Origin of the sequence: Xenorhabdus sp. SGI246, from assembly GCF_040838225.1 — a bacterium.
Classification (GTDB): domain Bacteria; phylum Pseudomonadota; class Gammaproteobacteria; order Enterobacterales; family Enterobacteriaceae; genus Xenorhabdus; species Xenorhabdus indica.
Window position 1 is genome coordinate 1 of sequence record NZ_JBFPEZ010000010.1, and the last position, 15134, is coordinate 15134.

General features: G+C 41.9%; 32 protein-coding genes. 19 read left to right on the forward strand and 13 right to left on the reverse strand.

Annotated elements, in window-relative coordinates; translation table 11 throughout:
* Nucleotides 1-3 precede the first annotated feature (3 nt).
* From ABLA85_RS03455 to ABLA85_RS03490, 8 genes are all read right to left on the reverse strand, one after another.
* Nucleotides 4-408, reverse strand: a complete 405-nt coding sequence (locus ABLA85_RS03455; protein ID WP_367961389.1) for a hypothetical protein — start codon at nt 406-408, stop codon at nt 4-6.
* Complete coding sequence (locus ABLA85_RS03460) at nt 405-530, reverse strand: hypothetical protein (RefSeq protein ID WP_367961391.1); 126 nt, start codon at nt 528-530, stop codon at nt 405-407. Before ABLA85_RS03460 ends, ABLA85_RS03455 begins: the two co-directional genes overlap by 4 nt.
* Nucleotides 531-607: 77 nt before the next feature.
* Nucleotides 608-1009 carry a hypothetical protein gene (locus ABLA85_RS03465; RefSeq protein WP_367961393.1) on the reverse strand — a complete coding sequence of 134 codons (402 nt, stop codon included), beginning with the start codon at nt 1007-1009 and terminating at the stop codon, nt 608-610.
* Nucleotides 1010-1011: 2 nt separating this feature from the next.
* Entirely contained in the window at nt 1012-1227 is a 216-nt protein-coding gene (locus ABLA85_RS03470) for a hypothetical protein (RefSeq protein ID WP_367961395.1), read from the reverse strand.
* On the reverse strand, nt 1224-1436 hold the full coding sequence (locus ABLA85_RS03475; protein WP_367961398.1) for a hypothetical protein: 213 nt from the start codon (nt 1434-1436) through the stop codon (nt 1224-1226). The genes ABLA85_RS03470 and ABLA85_RS03475 overlap by 4 nt, the downstream gene beginning before the upstream one ends.
* Nucleotides 1437-1438: 2 nt before the next feature.
* On the reverse strand, nt 1439-1675 hold the full coding sequence (locus tag ABLA85_RS03480; protein ID WP_367961400.1) for a DUF551 domain-containing protein: 237 nt from the start codon (nt 1673-1675) through the stop codon (nt 1439-1441).
* Between the two features lie 46 nt (nt 1676-1721).
* The gene (locus ABLA85_RS03485; RefSeq protein ID WP_367961402.1) at nt 1722-1901 is read right to left on the reverse strand and encodes a hypothetical protein; all 180 of its coding nucleotides are present in this window, start codon (nt 1899-1901) and stop codon (nt 1722-1724) included.
* Between the two features lie 56 nt (nt 1902-1957).
* Complete coding sequence (locus ABLA85_RS03490) at nt 1958-2161, reverse strand: hypothetical protein (RefSeq protein WP_367961403.1); 204 nt, start codon at nt 2159-2161, stop codon at nt 1958-1960.
* 142 nt (nt 2162-2303) lie between these two features.
* Here ABLA85_RS03490 and ABLA85_RS03495 point away from each other — a divergent pair, with 142 nt between their 5' ends.
* Nucleotides 2304-2474 carry a hypothetical protein gene (locus ABLA85_RS03495; RefSeq protein ID WP_367961404.1) on the forward strand — a complete coding sequence of 57 codons (171 nt, stop codon included), beginning with the start codon at nt 2304-2306 and terminating at the stop codon, nt 2472-2474.
* Here ABLA85_RS03495 and ABLA85_RS03500 read toward each other — a convergent pair.
* The 5 genes from ABLA85_RS03500 to ABLA85_RS03520 form a co-directional block, all read right to left on the reverse strand.
* Nucleotides 2449-2817, reverse strand: coding sequence for a hypothetical protein (locus tag ABLA85_RS03500; protein WP_367961406.1), 369 nt, complete (start codon nt 2815-2817; stop codon nt 2449-2451). The genes ABLA85_RS03495 and ABLA85_RS03500 overlap by 26 nt on opposite strands.
* An 18-nt stretch (nt 2818-2835) precedes the next feature.
* A complete protein-coding gene (locus tag ABLA85_RS03505; RefSeq protein ID WP_367961408.1) occupies nt 2836-3207 on the reverse strand; it encodes a hypothetical protein in 372 nt (123 codons plus the stop codon).
* 480 nt (nt 3208-3687) lie between these two features.
* Nucleotides 3688-4011: a hypothetical protein gene (locus ABLA85_RS03510; protein ID WP_367961410.1), complete on the reverse strand. Its 324-nt coding sequence runs from the start codon at nt 4009-4011 to the stop codon at nt 3688-3690.
* Nucleotides 4008-4439, reverse strand: a complete 432-nt coding sequence (locus ABLA85_RS03515; protein WP_367961413.1) for a hypothetical protein — start codon at nt 4437-4439, stop codon at nt 4008-4010. Before ABLA85_RS03515 ends, ABLA85_RS03510 begins: the two co-directional genes overlap by 4 nt.
* A 75-nt stretch (nt 4440-4514) precedes the next feature.
* Nucleotides 4515-4946, reverse strand: coding sequence for a helix-turn-helix domain-containing protein (locus tag ABLA85_RS03520; RefSeq protein WP_367961415.1), 432 nt, complete (start codon nt 4944-4946; stop codon nt 4515-4517).
* 101 nt (nt 4947-5047) lie between these two features.
* Between ABLA85_RS03520 and ABLA85_RS03525 the strand changes: the two genes are divergently transcribed.
* The 18 genes from ABLA85_RS03525 to ABLA85_RS03610 all read left to right on the forward strand — a co-directional run bounded on the left by ABLA85_RS03525 (nt 5048) and on the right by ABLA85_RS03610 (nt 14854).
* On the forward strand, nt 5048-5248 hold the full coding sequence (locus ABLA85_RS03525) for a helix-turn-helix transcriptional regulator (protein ID WP_187650859.1): 201 nt from the start codon (nt 5048-5050) through the stop codon (nt 5246-5248).
* Nucleotides 5249-5502: 254 nt separating this feature from the next.
* The gene (locus ABLA85_RS03530) at nt 5503-6225 is read left to right on the forward strand and encodes a helix-turn-helix domain-containing protein (RefSeq protein ID WP_367961418.1); all 723 of its coding nucleotides are present in this window, start codon (nt 5503-5505) and stop codon (nt 6223-6225) included.
* Nucleotides 6222-6920 (forward strand): replication protein P, encoded by a 699-nt coding sequence (locus tag ABLA85_RS03535; protein ID WP_367961421.1) that lies wholly within the window; start codon nt 6222-6224, stop codon nt 6918-6920. The genes ABLA85_RS03530 and ABLA85_RS03535 overlap by 4 nt, the downstream gene beginning before the upstream one ends.
* Nucleotide 6921: 1 nt before the next feature.
* Nucleotides 6922-7119: a hypothetical protein gene (locus tag ABLA85_RS03540; RefSeq protein ID WP_367961423.1), complete on the forward strand. Its 198-nt coding sequence runs from the start codon at nt 6922-6924 to the stop codon at nt 7117-7119.
* A gap of 16 nt (nt 7120-7135) precedes the next feature.
* Nucleotides 7136-7513, forward strand: coding sequence for a hypothetical protein (locus tag ABLA85_RS03545; protein WP_367961425.1), 378 nt, complete (start codon nt 7136-7138; stop codon nt 7511-7513).
* Nucleotides 7510-7887, forward strand: coding sequence for a phage protein NinX family protein (locus tag ABLA85_RS03550; protein WP_367961426.1), 378 nt, complete (start codon nt 7510-7512; stop codon nt 7885-7887). Before ABLA85_RS03545 ends, ABLA85_RS03550 begins: the two co-directional genes overlap by 4 nt.
* The gene (locus ABLA85_RS03555) at nt 7887-8099 is read left to right on the forward strand and encodes a Lar family restriction alleviation protein (protein WP_367961428.1); all 213 of its coding nucleotides are present in this window, start codon (nt 7887-7889) and stop codon (nt 8097-8099) included. The genes ABLA85_RS03550 and ABLA85_RS03555 overlap by 1 nt, the downstream gene beginning before the upstream one ends.
* On the forward strand, nt 8100-8543 hold the full coding sequence (locus ABLA85_RS03560) for a YbcN family protein (RefSeq protein WP_367961429.1): 444 nt from the start codon (nt 8100-8102) through the stop codon (nt 8541-8543). It begins immediately after the preceding gene.
* 278 nt (nt 8544-8821) lie between these two features.
* The gene (locus ABLA85_RS03565) at nt 8822-9058 is read left to right on the forward strand and encodes a hypothetical protein (RefSeq protein ID WP_367961432.1); all 237 of its coding nucleotides are present in this window, start codon (nt 8822-8824) and stop codon (nt 9056-9058) included.
* Between the two features lies 1 nt (nt 9059).
* Nucleotides 9060-9290: a hypothetical protein gene (locus tag ABLA85_RS03570; protein WP_367961434.1), complete on the forward strand. Its 231-nt coding sequence runs from the start codon at nt 9060-9062 to the stop codon at nt 9288-9290.
* On the forward strand, nt 9262-9858 hold the full coding sequence (locus ABLA85_RS03575; protein ID WP_367961436.1) for a recombination protein NinG: 597 nt from the start codon (nt 9262-9264) through the stop codon (nt 9856-9858). The genes ABLA85_RS03570 and ABLA85_RS03575 overlap by 29 nt, the downstream gene beginning before the upstream one ends.
* A gap of 118 nt (nt 9859-9976) precedes the next feature.
* Entirely contained in the window at nt 9977-10666 is a 690-nt protein-coding gene (locus tag ABLA85_RS03580) for a hypothetical protein (protein WP_367961439.1), read from the forward strand.
* Between the two features lie 322 nt (nt 10667-10988).
* Nucleotides 10989-11510, forward strand: coding sequence for a hypothetical protein (locus ABLA85_RS03585; RefSeq protein WP_367961441.1), 522 nt, complete (start codon nt 10989-10991; stop codon nt 11508-11510).
* A gap of 69 nt (nt 11511-11579) precedes the next feature.
* Nucleotides 11580-12887 carry a site-specific DNA-methyltransferase gene (locus tag ABLA85_RS03590; protein WP_367961443.1) on the forward strand — a complete coding sequence of 436 codons (1308 nt, stop codon included), beginning with the start codon at nt 11580-11582 and terminating at the stop codon, nt 12885-12887.
* Between the two features lie 45 nt (nt 12888-12932).
* Nucleotides 12933-13256, forward strand: a complete 324-nt coding sequence (locus tag ABLA85_RS03595; RefSeq protein ID WP_367961445.1) for a phage holin, lambda family — start codon at nt 12933-12935, stop codon at nt 13254-13256.
* Complete coding sequence (locus tag ABLA85_RS03600) at nt 13253-13654, forward strand: structural protein (protein ID WP_367961448.1); 402 nt, start codon at nt 13253-13255, stop codon at nt 13652-13654. The genes ABLA85_RS03595 and ABLA85_RS03600 overlap by 4 nt, the downstream gene beginning before the upstream one ends.
* 167 nt (nt 13655-13821) lie before the next feature.
* Nucleotides 13822-14394 carry a phage antirepressor N-terminal domain-containing protein gene (locus ABLA85_RS03605; protein WP_367961450.1) on the forward strand — a complete coding sequence of 191 codons (573 nt, stop codon included), beginning with the start codon at nt 13822-13824 and terminating at the stop codon, nt 14392-14394.
* A gap of 10 nt (nt 14395-14404) precedes the next feature.
* Complete coding sequence (locus ABLA85_RS03610; protein WP_367961452.1) at nt 14405-14854, forward strand: lysis protein; 450 nt, start codon at nt 14405-14407, stop codon at nt 14852-14854.
* Nucleotides 14855-15134 lie beyond the last annotated feature (280 nt).

Here is a 15134-nt window from a genome sequence, read left to right on the forward strand (position 1 = left end):
TAATCATTGGGAGCATGACCCCATTTTTCCTGTTTCATCGTTTTTCTGGTACTCGTAAATAGATCCTGCGCGGCCACAAACTATGGCGTGTATCTTTGATGAAAGGAACAGGTCAGTAAATTCAGCCCATTTAGCCTTGATGGGCTTCCAGTGGTGAAATTCAAGCTGGTAAACAGGCTTGACGCGTGGGTTATTTTTTTGCCGTTGGGTATTGAGTTGTTTCAAATAGCTATCCATCATATCCATGTCATTGAGGTATTGAACTAATTCAGGCATTCCCCATTGGCTGACATTAAGGATTTCGTCTATCTTCCCCTCGATGCGGTTAACACCTTCTGTAAATTCAACTTCGTTTAATCCATGACAGTATTGTTGAACTGAAACTCTTGAAGCCAATACTTTCATCATGACCTCCCATAACTGCGTTTAAGTATTTCCATAGCCAGCCACCAGACGTCTTCACAACGCAGATGACAAGCTATCCCTGCCAGTTCTTGCGCCTGACATAGAAGACGTCTGTTGATTTTCATAATTAATTATCTGGCGATAAGTAGAGTGAATATGACGGCTAGAATTGAAAGTGAATAATAATAGAAACTATCGGGAATCATTTTGCAGTCAGAGCAATAAGCGCTTTGGCGTGGAGTTCGGCAGATTCGCGGTCGAGGTGGATAAGTCCATTTTTCATTAAATGCATATACTCCTTGTTTTCTTTGCACCACCAAGCAGTTATCACAAATTTATCATGGCAGTCTATACATGGATAATAAAATGGTTGACTGAAATTAAGCTCACCCTTATATGGCTCAGGAACATCATATTCCCCGATTTTGATAGTGCGGGGTTTTAATCTGTATTGAGTAGTACTAAAGAAACTTATATCTACTTCGCATTTATCCCAATTCGCATAATCACTGCATCGAAATTCAAAATATTCCCACGGTTTATCAGTAACCTGTGCTAATTTCGCATACTCTGCGATTAAATCTGCGTGAACGTGTTTAGGCATTGTTATTTATCCTCCAGTGGCATTGCGCCGTCTTCTGGGTAATCAGTGCAATAGACACCCAGTTGTTCTATATAAAAACCGCCTTCATCCTGAATCGCTAAATTAGTGCCAATAGTAAATTCTTCGCCTAATCTTACTTCTTCTACTTTCTCGTAAGAGATGCCTACGAAATCACAAAGGCGCTGAATTTGTTGAATCGTTAATGTTATTTTATTCATTTTATTTCCCGTTCTTTCATCATTCCATCTGCCATTTTGTAAGCTTCTTTCGCCAATGAATTTGCCCATCCATCAGCTATCTTGGGTAACAGAGTGCAATTAATAATTAATGCATGTAATGCCTTACCAGCAAAATAATCACGTAATAACTCTTTTTCTGGAGTTATCCCATTTTCATAATCTTGCATGGCTTTAAATACCTCAATCATTGTTATTCTCCTTTCGGTGGTTCTGGTAATGGCATGTAATGTGTAATTTCTGATTCAGATAATTGCATACCTCCGCTGGGTTCTACATACCACGTATCAATAAGCTCATCACTGCAGATACTTCTAGTGACGCCACAGAATGTTGCTACTGAGTAGCGGGTTCTATTGATTGAACTTCGGTACAGCACTAAATATCTACCATATGAAGGCCTGTTATCACTGAGCTTAACCCACTCCATAAATCCTCCAGTTATTCAGGTAATAAAAAACCCCGCATCGGCGAGGCTACTTTTTTAATGACCCCCTGATCACGTCGATAATTTCCTGACATTTATTGAGAGATAATAATAATGATTCTTCATCATCACATATTAACGATGCCGATTCCCCCTCATCGACAAATTCAAATGCCGTAATTTCTTCATAGTTTGACAATTCAACCCACATTTTTAAATTTAATTTCATTATTATCCTCCAATTATTAACTCACCACAGCCCACTCGGAAATGAGCTGGAGTTAGTTACTTGAATAATATGTCACTAGCTGCACCTTGTAATTCACTACGGTGCTCACTAAATGATTTCATTAATTGCGTGAACAATTCTCTAACGCTATCTGGCATATTAGAGTTTGACGCAATTTGATAAGCCATTGAAAGCGCCTGCTCTGTATTTTTTGCTGATTCTAATTTCTGATACGCTAATGCTATTTCTTTAGTATCCATATTTATTCACCTCAGAATTAATATTGTTTATTTGGTTAGTTGCCTGCTTTTAGCCACGTCAGGCGAGGTGGTTCCTTGCATTCCCCAACGCAAAGAAATCGGTTATAGTTTGCTCTCCCCAACGTTAAGAAGGACTGAGCAAATGACTGCTGAAGAAGTAGCATCAAAACTTGCTATTGAGTTTTTGAGACGAGAAAAAATGCAAATGTACCAAGATGAATTTCTCGAAAAATATATCGAATTGAAAAATTATTTCGAAAAAGGCTTAAAAACAAATGGAATGAGGTCTAAATCCGGTTTTGAAGCGAAGTAGAATCAAGTAAAGTGTTAACTCCTGCTAAAATCCCTTTTACAGCGGCGGTTGTCGCCGCTTGTATGTCTTTTTCGTTCATTCCTTTTTTTGCGCAGGATTCTGCAACGTTCTGTAAAGGTTGCTTAATTAGACCCTCTAACACAGTCATTGCATAATCACTGACCTCTTTACCAAAGATAATGTGTTTTTCTTCGAGCGCACGATGAGACTTAAATTTACCAAGCAACAAACTTTCTGGCGTGATAGCCTCCACTTCTTTCACCTTGTGCTTTAAGGCATTAAGTAGTTCTTGCAAAGTGTTTGCTATTTCGCTCTCTAATGTTCCTATATTAACTGGTTCCATAAATACCTCTATTGTTATTTAACATCTCGCTGTCACCCCGCCCGACTCCAGTCTGCGGCGGGATTTGGTTTTGGTTGAATAAAGTGCTGCATTGGGTAAGCAGCAATTATTAAAGCTTGGTTCTTGAGACTTATCGCCTTTAACCTGAGCGACCAAATTACTTATTACATTAGCGCCATCGTTTTGTGGATTACGCTTGAGTGTTAATACCTTGCGTGGTTCTGTTTCTATACCAAACGCTTTATCGATAATATTCTCCAGCGTTTTTATTTCGGATTGGCGAATATGCTCTTTTAAACGATGACAAGTTATCAGATCGCCACGTCTCAGATGACGGCGCATTTTGGAGCTTAAGCGACCACCTTTAGGCAAGATAGTGATACTTTCCATTTGATTACCCCTAATCAGTAATTTTTGGGGCGCAGTTAATGAACTGAGAGACAGCTTGAAATTTGTAGTCCTCTAAATGAGGAGCGCAAATTTTCCAGCGACTCACTTCGTCTATCCTTAGACTCTGCTAACCACGCCCCAAAAATCACTTTGGGTAGGGACTCTCCACACGGGCGGAGCATTCATTGTAAGTACTGCTTTAACTTGGTATCGAATCATCCAGTTCTTCATATGCCACTGGCGGCTACTTCGTGGGCGTTCTGCCTGTTCGTTGGGATAAAAATTACAAGAAAATTTGTATTTTGTAAACAAGAAAATTTGCATTTCCCCTTTCGTTTAATATAAGAAATTGATTTTAAATGGAATAAATTTTTCTCTGAATGGGATATTGTGATTTAGGTCGCGAATTGACCAAAGGAAGGGATGTGACAGGCATAAAAAAAGCCCTCCAGGGAGGGCTTTTTTAGCTTTCAGTGAAAACTAAAAAATCAGCTTAGATACGGCAATTGCAATACTCGCTGTAGCTATGATGGTTGCTGCTATCCATTTAGTTTGCTTGCCTAGTTCTTCATGCAAATCAGCTTTTGTTGCATAGTTTGATTTGATGACAGCGAGATCTACTTTAATGGAATGTACATCTTCTTCTAGCCTTTTCACTCTAGTTTCCATATTTCCACCTCCTCCACCATTGCCATTCTTTAATGATGATTGATTGTCGGGATGATGTCCATCATTTGGTGAAACATTAGACACTAATCTTTTCCCACTAGAAAAATCAACAACGTTAGAGCTTTCAGGGTTCATCTCAATTCTCCTTTGAGAATAACTCTAAAGCGAGCTTCTGTTTCATGAAGTATCTTACTTAGCTCGTTAGCACTAGTAATAGAAATTTTGATAGTATGAACACCGATACTCATCATTCTGACTGAAAGATCAGCACGAAGAAATCCCGGAACATCCGCGGGGTCTGCATCATCATCATTTGCTGTTACGGGCACCTTTACTGGTAATTTATCTGGGGATTCTTTTAAGATTGTTACTCCATCTTTATTAACGATATCTAATGAAATTAGATATTCTTTCAGCTGCTTAAGGCCAACAAATGCAGCGGCAACGGTTATCTTTGTATCGACAGGTAACTTTTCACACTGAAAGTTAAGAATAGGCCCTTCGTTACCGTTCGCATCTTGAGCCGCTGGAAAAATGAAGGCTATTTTTTCTTTACACTCCATTTTAGCTCCTGCATTAAATTTTATGACGTAGTTAACATTTCATATCGTTATTGTTTACTAACTGTATATGTTTTGTTAACCTGCTTTGCTGCCATACTTTGCCAACATTTCGGCAAAAATTGCAGCAAAATGAGCTGATTTTGCTTTCAGTTCACGTAAAAAACGATCTGCCTCTTCTGAGGGTAAGCTCTCAAATAGATCCAGTAATTCCTCCTGTTTCTTGGTTAATTTTCTATAGTTTGGAGGAATTTTCACATTGGTTGGCTGAATTGAAGTTTCAGGTGACTGAAACATTTCTTCCGCATCAGGCTCACCAGTTCCATATTGCAGCCATTCTAAAGAGCACTTCAAAGCCTTAGACAATTCAAGCAAAAACCGTGGCCTCTTTGTCATGCCACTTTCTAATTGCTGAATTGACTGCTGTTTAACGCCAGCAAGAGCCGCTAACTCTACTTGAGTTAGGTTTAGCTCAATCCTGCGATTTCTGACGCGCTCTGAAATTGACATATCTACTCCTGTGTCTGATCCCTAATTTTCACAAGAAAAGTTGCATTTGACAAACAAGCAACTTTGATCTTAAATACAAGAAATTTTGTATAGGAGGTGCAATGGAAACATTATCGGAACGTGTGAAAATCAGACGTTCAGAAATGAACATGACTCAATCTGAACTTGCTGCAATTGTAGGTATTCGGCAACAGGCGATTCAAAGCATTGAAGCAGGATTAACCCGGCGCCCAAGATTTATTCTGGAATTGTCTAGGGCGCTGAAATGTGATCCTGAATGGCTGCAATACGGCTCTAAATAACCATTCCCGCTTTCTTACAATGAATGCCCCGCCCGTGTGGGGAGTCCCTATCAACCCTTTGGTAGGCTAAACCATTACTAACCCTCTTTAAGAGGGCAGTTTCTACCACATCTATGATGATCATCATTAATCACCATCTATCTCAGGATAGTTGATATTTTTGTTTATTTATTAAACGAAGTTTCACTTTAGGAATTTTACGTACTTGAATAATTACAAGCCTTGGTGAAAGTCACAATCAAGGAATAAGAAAAATGAGCATGATTTTAATGGCTAAAGCCATGCAGATGAAAGTCGGTAACCCATCAAGAAAATTGGTATTACTTAAGCTGGCTGATAATGCCAATGATAAAGGTGAATGTTTTCCCTCTTACCAGCACGTAGCTGATCAGTGTGAAATAAGCCGCAGAAGTGTCATTAAACATATTGATGATTTATGCCAGCAAGGTCTGGTTAGAAAAGTTTTCAGAAAGGGTGAAAAAGGGAATTCGTCTAATGTTTATATCTTAGATTTAGATGGTGCAAAAAATTCACCCCCTAGTGAAAATTCTGCACTAGGGGTAGTGAAAGAATTGCACCCCCCTAGTGAAACTGTTGCACCACCCCCTGGTGAAAATTCTGCACCCAGAACCAGTCACTCTTTTGATCCAGTCAATGAACCTATAAAAACAATAGCGAAAGTCGCTAACGCTCCTCGTGTGGAAGGTCAATATTCATTCAAGGGTGAGGTGATAAAACTCCATCAAAAAGACTATGACAGCTGGAAAAAGATTTTCCCTCATATCGATCTGGATACTCAATTGCAACGTTTGGATATTGAGTTTCAGGCTGATAAGCCGAAAAACTGGTTTATTACTGCCAGTCAGAAATTGAATTACCAGAACAATCAGCAATTCAGCCGGAAGCAGATCACCAACCCCAACTCAGAGTCAGCCAGCAACTGGAATACCGTTGAGGCATGGGAGGACTTTCTATGAATCGCAATCTGGTTAACGCCATCGCTAATCGTGATGGTGCGGCATTGTCTCGACTGTCAGAGGATCGTCAGCCGAACAACCAGCCAGTGGTGAATGAGAATGCCGAACGACTGGTTAACAAGCTATTTGAGCAGTTGAAACAGGTTTTTCCTGCTGCAACACAAACTATTCTGCGAAACAAATCGGACGAAGCATTAGCTAAACAGCAATGGATCGCCGCCTTTGCTGAGAATGGTATTCGCACCAAAGAACAACTGTCTGCGGGAATGCGTCAGGCTCGTGCCAATGAATCCCCGTTCTGGCCTTCGCCCGGACTGTTCGTGAAATGGTGTAAACAGGGAGAGGCTATCGCAGTTGGTCTACCCAACGAAGATGAACTGTACGACATGTTCCTTGATTACTGTAAGCGCCGTGGTTGGGGGGATTATCAATGGCAGTCTAACGCTTGTTACTGGATGGTGACAAAGATTTATTCTGAAATGATATATCAGAACTTAACCAATTCAGATGTAAAAAAACTCTGTAGCCGTGAATTAAAGGCAATGGCGAAGCGGATTCAAGCTGGTGAAAATATACCCGAACCCAGAATTCAGCTTACTAAATCACATATTCCGACCAGCAAAGAACGCGCTCTGAATCATCTAGCTGAAATCAGGCGTAAATTCAATTTGAAACCCCACCGTAAGGACTATTGAGATGAAGACAGTAAAAGTTGATTGGCTAGGTGATTGCGCTCGTTGCGGTTCTGGGGTGGCATTGGTAGAAACTGAGAGCAGGAAGGAAGGATGGCTGCGCGAGGAAGACAAAGTGACTTGTATTGAATGTGGTCACACTGGATATGTTGATATTGATGATTCATCAGATGAATCAATCGCTTATGCAGTGTGGGAATAATATAAGGACTTTTGATATGAGGTATTACAAACAATATCCCGTGATGTTGGAGCATTATTTAGATCGTCCAACGTGGGCTGTGATAGCTGGATATGATTATACATTTGGCGACGTTATCTGCTATCAAGTCAATCGTTTCTTAGGAAATATAAAATATGCATTCAGCAGAGATGGGTTGAATGATTTTTTGGATTATGAAATCAGGGAACTGCCTGTATTCATAGCAAAGCTAATTGGTTTTTTGTTACAAATAATCTTGTATCCAACATGCTTCTGGATTTTTGCCATTATCCAGATGGAACTCCATGGAGAAACCAGAGAGAAATATCGCAATGGTCTACCTAAAGATGTGGATTATCACATTATTGGCTGGTTAAGGGACTTCAAAAAATGAAAATCAAAACAAGTGAATTGACGGGTAAGGCGTTGGATTGGGCTGTGGCTAGGGTTACTGCTTGTGACGTAAAGATTAATGAAAATAAAAACATTTCTGCGACATTCAATGGTTGTCGCTATGCAGCCTGCTGGGAGCCATCTTCTGACTGGTCTATATGCGGACAGTTGATTGAGAAATACATTGATGATTTTACTCATATGGCATTTAGAGGTGATCATTGGGTGGCAAATTGTAGAGCCGTGCGAGTTGGTGATTTTTCGATTTTTAAAACGCAAACAGGCGACACACCACAAATAGCCATTTGCCGCGCTGTAGTCGCTGCACAATTAGGCGACGAGGTAGAAATACCGGATGAATTAGTGGAGGAATAATGACAGACAAACTTAAACCGTGCCCGTTTTGTGGTGGGAATGATCTTTGTCCTGATTATGAGGATATGGGTCCATTGGATGAGTACGTATCTTGGATTAACTGCGGTAATTGCGGAACAGATGGTCCGTTGTCGAAATGGGAAAATAGTTACGAGAAAGCGGAGAAATCGGCAATTCAGGCATGGAACCAGAGGGCAAATAACGGAGGGTAGATGGAATGTAGTTTTCTCTTCCACGAATCAACCAAACAAGCCGCCTGGCAACAACTCAAAGAAGTTCTCGCAACAAAACAACCTCACCGAATCATCATCAAGCCGTGGAAAAATACCCGATCATTATCTCAGAACGCTACCGCGCATATGTGGTTCGGCGAGATTAGTCGCTATCTGAAATCCAACGGGGCAAAGTTTTCACCAGATGAAGTTAAGGACATGCTCAAACATACTTTCTTGGGCTATGAGGTTGTGGAGAGGATTGATGCCAGAACGCAGGAGCCAGAGCGCGTCAGGACACTCCGCCAGACATCCAAACTGGATACTGGTGAGATGTTTCGGTTCATGGAACAGATTGAGCAATGGGCGGCTGGCATTGGATGTTTCGTGACAGTGCCAGATGACAGTGAGTACATGAAACTTAAACGGAGGCAGGAGCAGTGAGTAAATCAAGATTCATTTTACTGATTGGAACTTTAATGTTGATATTCAATTCCGTGTTTTTATTTTTCCACAGCATCGTGAATTGGCAATTGCCAACATGGGGTGATGCGATTTTTATGCTGAAAATTACATTTTCGCAGTTCTGCGGATTTGTTGTTTTATATCTGATGGTCAACGCATTGTTTGATTGGGCGAAGGTGGGGAAATGAAATACCTACTATTCATCGGCTTTTGGGTGGCAGCCATGCTAATTATCGGACTGGCGTTAGGGGGATAAGGTGGATAATCATTCCTATCTTGATGGAGTTGATAGTGTCATTCGGCGCGAACGAGAGTACAAGCGATGGCCGATAATAAAACGAACGTTCAAATACTTAATATTGGCTATTTTCGGGCGTTCATCGACTGTCAGTTATATCGGGTGTGTTTTTTATTTAGGTGTCGTACTCACATTGATCAAGCATGATGAATTTAAGAAGAAACGGGAAAATATAAAAAATGGCAAAGGGGGATAAGATGGTGGATAAATTGCCACGTAATTACGGATGGAACAGATTAAAGCTGGCTCAACATAGTTACGCCGATTTAGAGCGACTCCGAATTGACGTTGAGGAAAACCATGCATGTCAGGATGGTATTCATCTCATTGATACGAAAGGTCGGAAAAAGCTGGATGCGATAGATTGGGCGATATACAACAAACAAAAGGCGGAAAGGGATGAAAAAGCTAAGGCGGCGGAAATGTAAGATCTGCCAGACATGGTTTCACCCTCAATATGACAATATATGGTGGTGTAGCCCGGAACATGGCGCGGAGTTAGCAATCAGGAAAAGAAACAGAGATAGGGAGCAAGCCGAACAGAAACGACAACGAGAACGACGACGAAAAGAAGCAGAAGCCCGCGACAAACTCAAATCCCGCAAACTCGCAGTAAAACCCCGCAGTTATTGGATTCAACAAGCCCAGCAAGCCGTAAATGCCTATATCAGAGAACGAGACCGCGATTTGCCGTGCGTCTCGTGTGGCACGTTTGTGTCTTCTCAATGGGATGCTGGTCATTATCGGACAACATCATCAGCACCTCAACTGCGGTTTGATGAACGCAATATCCATCGTCAGTGTGTTGTCTGTAACCAGCATAAGTCCGGGAATATTGTTCCTTACAGGGTGGAGTTGATCAGCCGTATTGGTCTGGCAGAGGTAGAGTCCGTCGAATCCAACCATGACCGTCATCGCTGGACGATTGAGGAATGTAAGGCGATTAAAGCTGAGTTTCAGGAGAGGCTAAAAATATTGAAACGGGAGGCTGCATGATATTGGAAATGACATCAATCCCTGATCTACTCATAAAGCACAGAGGTAATCAAACTCAGTTAGCCCGTTAATTGGGTATTAACAGAATGACAGTTGGCAAGTTCGCACGTGATTTTAAATGTCAGTATCACGTTATATGCAATGGGGTACTGATGACAAAATCAAAGCTGAAAGGGAACCAGAGAGGAATAAGATGAGGAGTAAAGAATCATTCCCATTGCTGGCCTATGTAGCCAACAAGAAAGATTTGCGTCGGGTGTGGGGTAAAGGCTGGAAAACTATTACACCAAGCCAACGTGTCTGGGTCAGGTATTTGATGATGATTTGGGGTAAGCAATATGGAGGGAATGAATATCCTGGTGGAGACTGCAGCGTCATAGGTCGCTTAATGACTCGTGAAGACTGGACTGATGCCGAAGGTGAGAGAATCGTCAAGGTAGTGAAAGATCTGCATAAACTAGGCTACGAAGGCGATGAGTTATTTCGGAAGGCTCATGAAGTTCTAAACCCCAAGCAAACATTAAGCGACATCATCGCTCTTGCCAAAGAATCAGATGATGCCGCCTTTATTGAAATGGTTCTGAATAAGACGTTTAAGCGGGGTAATCCTATTCGGGATATTGCCATTAAACGATATTGTGAACGCAAATACCCGCAAAAGATTGCCCGTGAATTATCAAGATTAACTGGCTGTAAAGTGGATTGGGCTAGAAAGCGTTCCGAGTGGTCAGAAGAATTACTAGAAGAGGAAATGTACTATGCAATTAAGAGAGAAATTAGAAAAGAAAACTGCGATATGCATCACTAAACATAAATGTTATTTAAAATAACTTGATTTTGAGAAATTCAGGTGTATATTTTATGTTATGCTCGGAGCAAGAAGCGAAAGAGCGGGTAATAAGAGAACCGGGGCGGCGCTTATTACTGAACCGCCCAGTTGGTCACTTCGACTTAGGTCTGGGACTCCAACCATGTCGGCTGAGAGGTCGGAATAATTAAGAGCCTCGCCCCGTGCGGGGTTTTTTGTTTCTACCAGTAGTTAACTCAGAGTTTACAACTCATTCAAGGCTGCGCTATTTGCGTGGCCTTTTTGTTTTGGTCACAGCAAAATTTTTCTAAAGGTGGTAATCATGCTTATTCGAAATAACGAACTTTTGGAGAAAGGTGTGACTATTACATTTGAAGCTATAAAAAAACAAAGAGCTAAACTTATTAATAAGTATGAAATTCGTAAAGCTGAACTACAAAAATATGGTTATAAATTAACCAGTGAATATCGAGATTCGTTATCGTTACCAAATGAAACTTGGCGGGATAGTGAAGGTGATGAATATAGCTATGTTTCAATTGGAACTGTGGATGAAAAAGGCAATTTCCATAAGAAGCCCTTAGCTTCATTCATTCTAAACGAAGACTATGAATTAAAGTTCGCAATAGCCACTACAGTGGATGATACCCCTCTGACTGGCGGTGATCTGTATGCTGTTAATATCTCAATGTGGATAACAGATGGAAATCTTCACGTTGATGTGGGAAGTGGACAAAAAGAATTCATTATACCTTTTCCACTAGAAGAGAATTCTTTCATTGAAGTGTGTTCTGCAATAAAACGGTTAATCATGATGGGGTTTACAGACTCAAGGCTTGATTAAAGGATTGAGTGTATCGATATACTTTCACAGGTCGCTTAGGCGGCCTTTTTGTTACAGGGTATTCCGCTGATGACAAGCAACGAACGCTACAACTTCACGTGGCAGGGGAAGACTCGTGCACGTCAAATTGCGCAAACACCTCCGGCAGGCACCTTACGCCCTTGTAAAGAAGAAAGTGTGAACTGGGATACCACGGAAAACCTGTTTATTGAGGGTGACAACCTTGAAGTGCTTAAGTTATTACAAAAGTCCTGTCACAAGAAAGTGAAGATGATTTATATCGATCCGCCCTATAACACAGGCAAGGATTTTATTTATAAAGATAGCTTCCGTGACAACTGGCTCAATATGATGTACCCCAGATTGAAGTCAGCCAGAGATTTATTATCTGACGATGGAATTATATTTATATCCATAGATGATCATGAAGTGGTTAACCTGTCTTATTTATGCAATGAGATATTTGGTGAAGATAATTTCGTTGAAAGATTGATTTGGAAGAACGGAAGAACTTCATCATCAACGTTTACCAGAGAACATGAATATATCTTAGCGTATGCAAAAGACCTATCTCAATTACCCCGTATTGTTTATAAGGGCGATGATAGCCTGGTTTCAGATCGCGCAATAAAAAGGGTAAGCGTAAAAAACCCGGCGTCAGAAATAACCTTCCCTGCAGGGATCAGGTTCTTGGGTGAAAATAAAACGTTTCCGTCAGTATTTGGCGATAAAGAAGTTATTGAAGTGACTGCTGGTGTGTTTGAGTGTAAGGATGGCGTCTTAGCCAGTGAAGTTACGCTAAAAGCGGGCTGGACGATGAAGCGTCAAATCGAAAACTGGCTGTCAGGGAATGAGACTTTTGACTCTAAAGGGCAGCAGGTTGTTGAGTTCTTTTTCAAACAGAACGGTGTGCTCCAGTATGTTAAAAAGCGCGGCACCGAACACCCAAAAACAATAATAACCGGTTTTACCACGAAGCAGGGCAGTAAAGAGGTTGAAAGCCTTCTCGGTTCCTCTGTTTTTGACTATCCCAAGCCAACAGGATTAATTGAGCACTTAATGAAGGTCACGGATAGCGAAGATATTATTCTTGATTTTTTTGCGGGGAGTGGTTCTACAGGTCATGCGGTGTTGAAACAAAACAAGAAAGATGGCGGCAGAAGAAAGTTTATCCTCGTTCAATCACCGGAGCCTGTCTCAAAGAAGGCGGGTGCAACAGCGTATTGTATCAGGGAGTCAATACCCGAATTGATTTCCAGAATTGCCCTCCAAAGAATTAAAAAAGCCATTTTAAAAGAAGATAAAACGCAAGGTGTTAGGTTTTTCAAATTAGACCAGACAATCCTTGAACCCGATCACTACAACTCACCGGGGTAACCCTCGTTCACCCCACGGACGCCCATTACTCTAATGGGGTGGATTATGAAGATGAAAGAAAATCCTGATTTATGGGCCGACCTCTTGGATGGCCTTAAAAATTCGTGGCCGCAGATATCCGGCTCTGTTTTAGCTATCGTCATTTGTTACGGACGTCTGGTGTATGACGGCGTAGACCGTAAAAACAAATGGATAGAAGGCATTCTGTGCGGGGCGTTGTCATGGGGGATTTCAAGTGGCTTAGAGCTGTTCGGCATACCCAGTAATGCCGCCCCTTTTGTTGGTGGGCTGGTGGGTTTTATTGGCGTTGAGAAGATACGTGAGTTTGCTATCCGCACTATCAATAAACGGTTGGGAGATAAACAGTGACCAGAGGCATTCGCAATAACAATCCCGGCAATATTGACTATAACCCGAAAAATAACTGGCAGGGTCAATTGCAGCATGACCCGAAGATTGAATCCCGGTTCTGTCGGTTTGAATCACCGGAATATGGTATTCGGGCACTGATGAAGTTGCTGTGTAATTACCATAAAGGCGGGCACAACAGCGTCTCTAAAATCATCAACCGCTATGCGCCAGACTCGGAAAATAACACCACTGCATATATTAACAGTGTTGCTAAGGCACTCAATGTAGATCAGTTCGAAAAGATTGAAGTGAATAAACCGACGCTGATTGGACTATCAAAAGCCATTATCCGGCACGAGAACGGCAAGCAGCATTATTCTGAGGCAACGTTTGAAAAAGCCTACAGCTTAATCTGAATCCTGAGCCTCGCATCTGCGGGGCTTCTTTTTATCTGCGTACTGACGTGCGCAAAATCCAATCATGAGCTTATAGAAATAGAGCCTGAGAATTATCGCCAGGTGGCGACCTCTCATGGGCGATATTTCTACGTCAGCAGGCTCTTATTTCTATAGGAATACGCAATATGTACACAATCACAGTCCCTTTTTATGACGATGAACTTTATGTTGTGGAATACAACAATGAACCGCATGTGCCGATGAAACCCATTGTTGAAGGTATAGGGCTGGACTGGAAAAGCCAGTTAACCAAGCTAAACCAACGGTTCAAATCAACTATGGTGGAAATCCCCATGGTTGCTGCTGATGGGAAGATGCGAGATATGATTTGTCTTCCGCTGCGTAAACTGGCTGGGTGGCTACAAACTATTTATCCCAACAAAGTTAAGCCTGAGATTAGGGACAAAGTGATCCGCTATCAGGATGAGTGCGACGACGTGCTTTATGAATACTGGACAAAGGGAGTGGTGGTCAATCCTCGCAAGCGTAGTGTGTTGGAAGAACTGAATCAAGCCTGTGCTGACTTAAAAAGAGACAAGCAGCTAGCCAGTGTGTTTGGCACCGGACTCAACGAATGGAAGAAGGTCAGGCCTGAACATGAAAACAAGATAAGGGGGTTGGTCGGGCAGGCCACTGGCTTAGTTCTGGATCTTGTTCTGGCTGAAACAGGTAAGGGTAAAACAACACGCACTGAATAAGGTGGGTGATATGAAATTCAACAGCCAGTACTTCACTCTGGGTGCAATGGTGATTGTCTCTGGCCTGCTCTGGTTCTATTACAGTGAGTACCATAATAAGGCTGAAGAATACACTAGCTTAAAGTTAGAGTATGACGAACAGGTCATTGCGATAGATAAGCAGCAAGAGCACATCAAACAACTCTATGAACTCGACAAAACGCACACTCAGGAACTCGCCAATGCTAAGACTGAAATTGACACTCTTCGGGCTGATGTTGCCGCTGGCCGTCGCAAGCTGCGCATCAAGGCCACCTGTCCTGTGTCTGAAACCCCCGCCTCCAGCGGCGTGGTCAATGCAGGAACCCCACAACTTACCGAACCAGCTCGACAAGATTATTACCGCCTCAGAGAAATGATGGCGGAGAACGAGCGACAGACTAAGTACTTGCAGGATTACATAAAGACCGAATGCCAATGAGCCTCTGAATAATCAGGGGCTTTTTTTATTCCTCTGTCCATTCCCTGAGTGGCTACAGGAATAACGCATGCTGCCACCCGTTCCCATCGCGTACCCAACGCACACGGGCTGGTGGCATTTTTATTTTCACCGTGCATTCACAGCACAATTTTTAACGTCGAATCCAATCACTTTGATATGAGCCTTCGAGGAAGTCAGTTATAGCTGGCGAGCTTCGACGGGCTGATTTCCTATGTGAACGAGGGTTCATTTCAAAGGCAGGTAATACGCGATGAGTAAT

Excerpts from the sequence above, each read along its gene's own strand:
- ABLA85_RS03540 (WP_367961423.1), top strand. The coding sequence starts at position 6,922 with ATGAAGACAGTAAAAGTTGATTGGCTAGGTGATTGCGCTCGTTGCGGT.
- ABLA85_RS03525 (WP_187650859.1), top strand. The coding sequence starts at position 5,048 with ATGGAAACATTATCGGAACGTGTGAAAATCAGACGTTCAGAAATGAAC.
- ABLA85_RS03590 (WP_367961443.1), top strand. The coding sequence starts at position 11,580 with ATGACAAGCAACGAACGCTACAACTTCACGTGGCAGGGGAAGACTCGT.
- ABLA85_RS03580 (WP_367961439.1), top strand. The coding sequence starts at position 9,977 with ATGTCAGTATCACGTTATATGCAATGGGGTACTGATGACAAAATCAAA.
- ABLA85_RS03535 (WP_367961421.1), top strand. The coding sequence starts at position 6,222 with ATGAATCGCAATCTGGTTAACGCCATCGCTAATCGTGATGGTGCGGCA.
- ABLA85_RS03470 (WP_367961395.1), bottom strand. The coding sequence starts at position 1,227 with ATGAATAAAATAACATTAACGATTCAACAAATTCAGCGCCTTTGTGAT.
- ABLA85_RS03545 (WP_367961425.1), top strand. The coding sequence starts at position 7,136 with ATGAGGTATTACAAACAATATCCCGTGATGTTGGAGCATTATTTAGAT.
- ABLA85_RS03585 (WP_367961441.1), top strand. The coding sequence starts at position 10,989 with ATGCTTATTCGAAATAACGAACTTTTGGAGAAAGGTGTGACTATTACA.
- ABLA85_RS03485 (WP_367961402.1), bottom strand. The coding sequence starts at position 1,901 with ATGAAATTAAATTTAAAAATGTGGGTTGAATTGTCAAACTATGAAGAA.
- ABLA85_RS03490 (WP_367961403.1), bottom strand. The coding sequence starts at position 2,161 with ATGGATACTAAAGAAATAGCATTAGCGTATCAGAAATTAGAATCAGCA.
- ABLA85_RS03595 (WP_367961445.1), top strand. The coding sequence starts at position 12,933 with ATGAAGATGAAAGAAAATCCTGATTTATGGGCCGACCTCTTGGATGGC.
- ABLA85_RS03480 (WP_367961400.1), bottom strand. The coding sequence starts at position 1,675 with ATGGAGTGGGTTAAGCTCAGTGATAACAGGCCTTCATATGGTAGATAT.
- ABLA85_RS03460 (WP_367961391.1), bottom strand. The coding sequence starts at position 530 with ATGAAAATCAACAGACGTCTTCTATGTCAGGCGCAAGAACTGGCAGGG.
- ABLA85_RS03610 (WP_367961452.1), top strand. The coding sequence starts at position 14,405 with ATGAAATTCAACAGCCAGTACTTCACTCTGGGTGCAATGGTGATTGTC.
- ABLA85_RS03500 (WP_367961406.1), bottom strand. The coding sequence starts at position 2,817 with ATGGAACCAGTTAATATAGGAACATTAGAGAGCGAAATAGCAAACACT.
- ABLA85_RS03510 (WP_367961410.1), bottom strand. The coding sequence starts at position 4,011 with ATGAACCCTGAAAGCTCTAACGTTGTTGATTTTTCTAGTGGGAAAAGA.
- ABLA85_RS03455 (WP_367961389.1), bottom strand. The coding sequence starts at position 408 with ATGATGAAAGTATTGGCTTCAAGAGTTTCAGTTCAACAATACTGTCAT.
- ABLA85_RS03530 (WP_367961418.1), top strand. The coding sequence starts at position 5,503 with ATGAGCATGATTTTAATGGCTAAAGCCATGCAGATGAAAGTCGGTAAC.
- ABLA85_RS03555 (WP_367961428.1), top strand. The coding sequence starts at position 7,887 with ATGACAGACAAACTTAAACCGTGCCCGTTTTGTGGTGGGAATGATCTT.
- ABLA85_RS03495 (WP_367961404.1), top strand. The coding sequence starts at position 2,304 with ATGACTGCTGAAGAAGTAGCATCAAAACTTGCTATTGAGTTTTTGAGA.
- ABLA85_RS03550 (WP_367961426.1), top strand. The coding sequence starts at position 7,510 with ATGAAAATCAAAACAAGTGAATTGACGGGTAAGGCGTTGGATTGGGCT.
- ABLA85_RS03505 (WP_367961408.1), bottom strand. The coding sequence starts at position 3,207 with ATGGAAAGTATCACTATCTTGCCTAAAGGTGGTCGCTTAAGCTCCAAA.
- ABLA85_RS03475 (WP_367961398.1), bottom strand. The coding sequence starts at position 1,436 with ATGATTGAGGTATTTAAAGCCATGCAAGATTATGAAAATGGGATAACT.
- ABLA85_RS03465 (WP_367961393.1), bottom strand. The coding sequence starts at position 1,009 with ATGCCTAAACACGTTCACGCAGATTTAATCGCAGAGTATGCGAAATTA.
- ABLA85_RS03560 (WP_367961429.1), top strand. The coding sequence starts at position 8,100 with ATGGAATGTAGTTTTCTCTTCCACGAATCAACCAAACAAGCCGCCTGG.
- ABLA85_RS03575 (WP_367961436.1), top strand. The coding sequence starts at position 9,262 with ATGAAAAAGCTAAGGCGGCGGAAATGTAAGATCTGCCAGACATGGTTT.
- ABLA85_RS03520 (WP_367961415.1), bottom strand. The coding sequence starts at position 4,946 with ATGTCAATTTCAGAGCGCGTCAGAAATCGCAGGATTGAGCTAAACCTA.
- ABLA85_RS03605 (WP_367961450.1), top strand. The coding sequence starts at position 13,822 with ATGTACACAATCACAGTCCCTTTTTATGACGATGAACTTTATGTTGTG.
- ABLA85_RS03570 (WP_367961434.1), top strand. The coding sequence starts at position 9,060 with ATGGTGGATAAATTGCCACGTAATTACGGATGGAACAGATTAAAGCTG.
- ABLA85_RS03515 (WP_367961413.1), bottom strand. The coding sequence starts at position 4,439 with ATGGAGTGTAAAGAAAAAATAGCCTTCATTTTTCCAGCGGCTCAAGAT.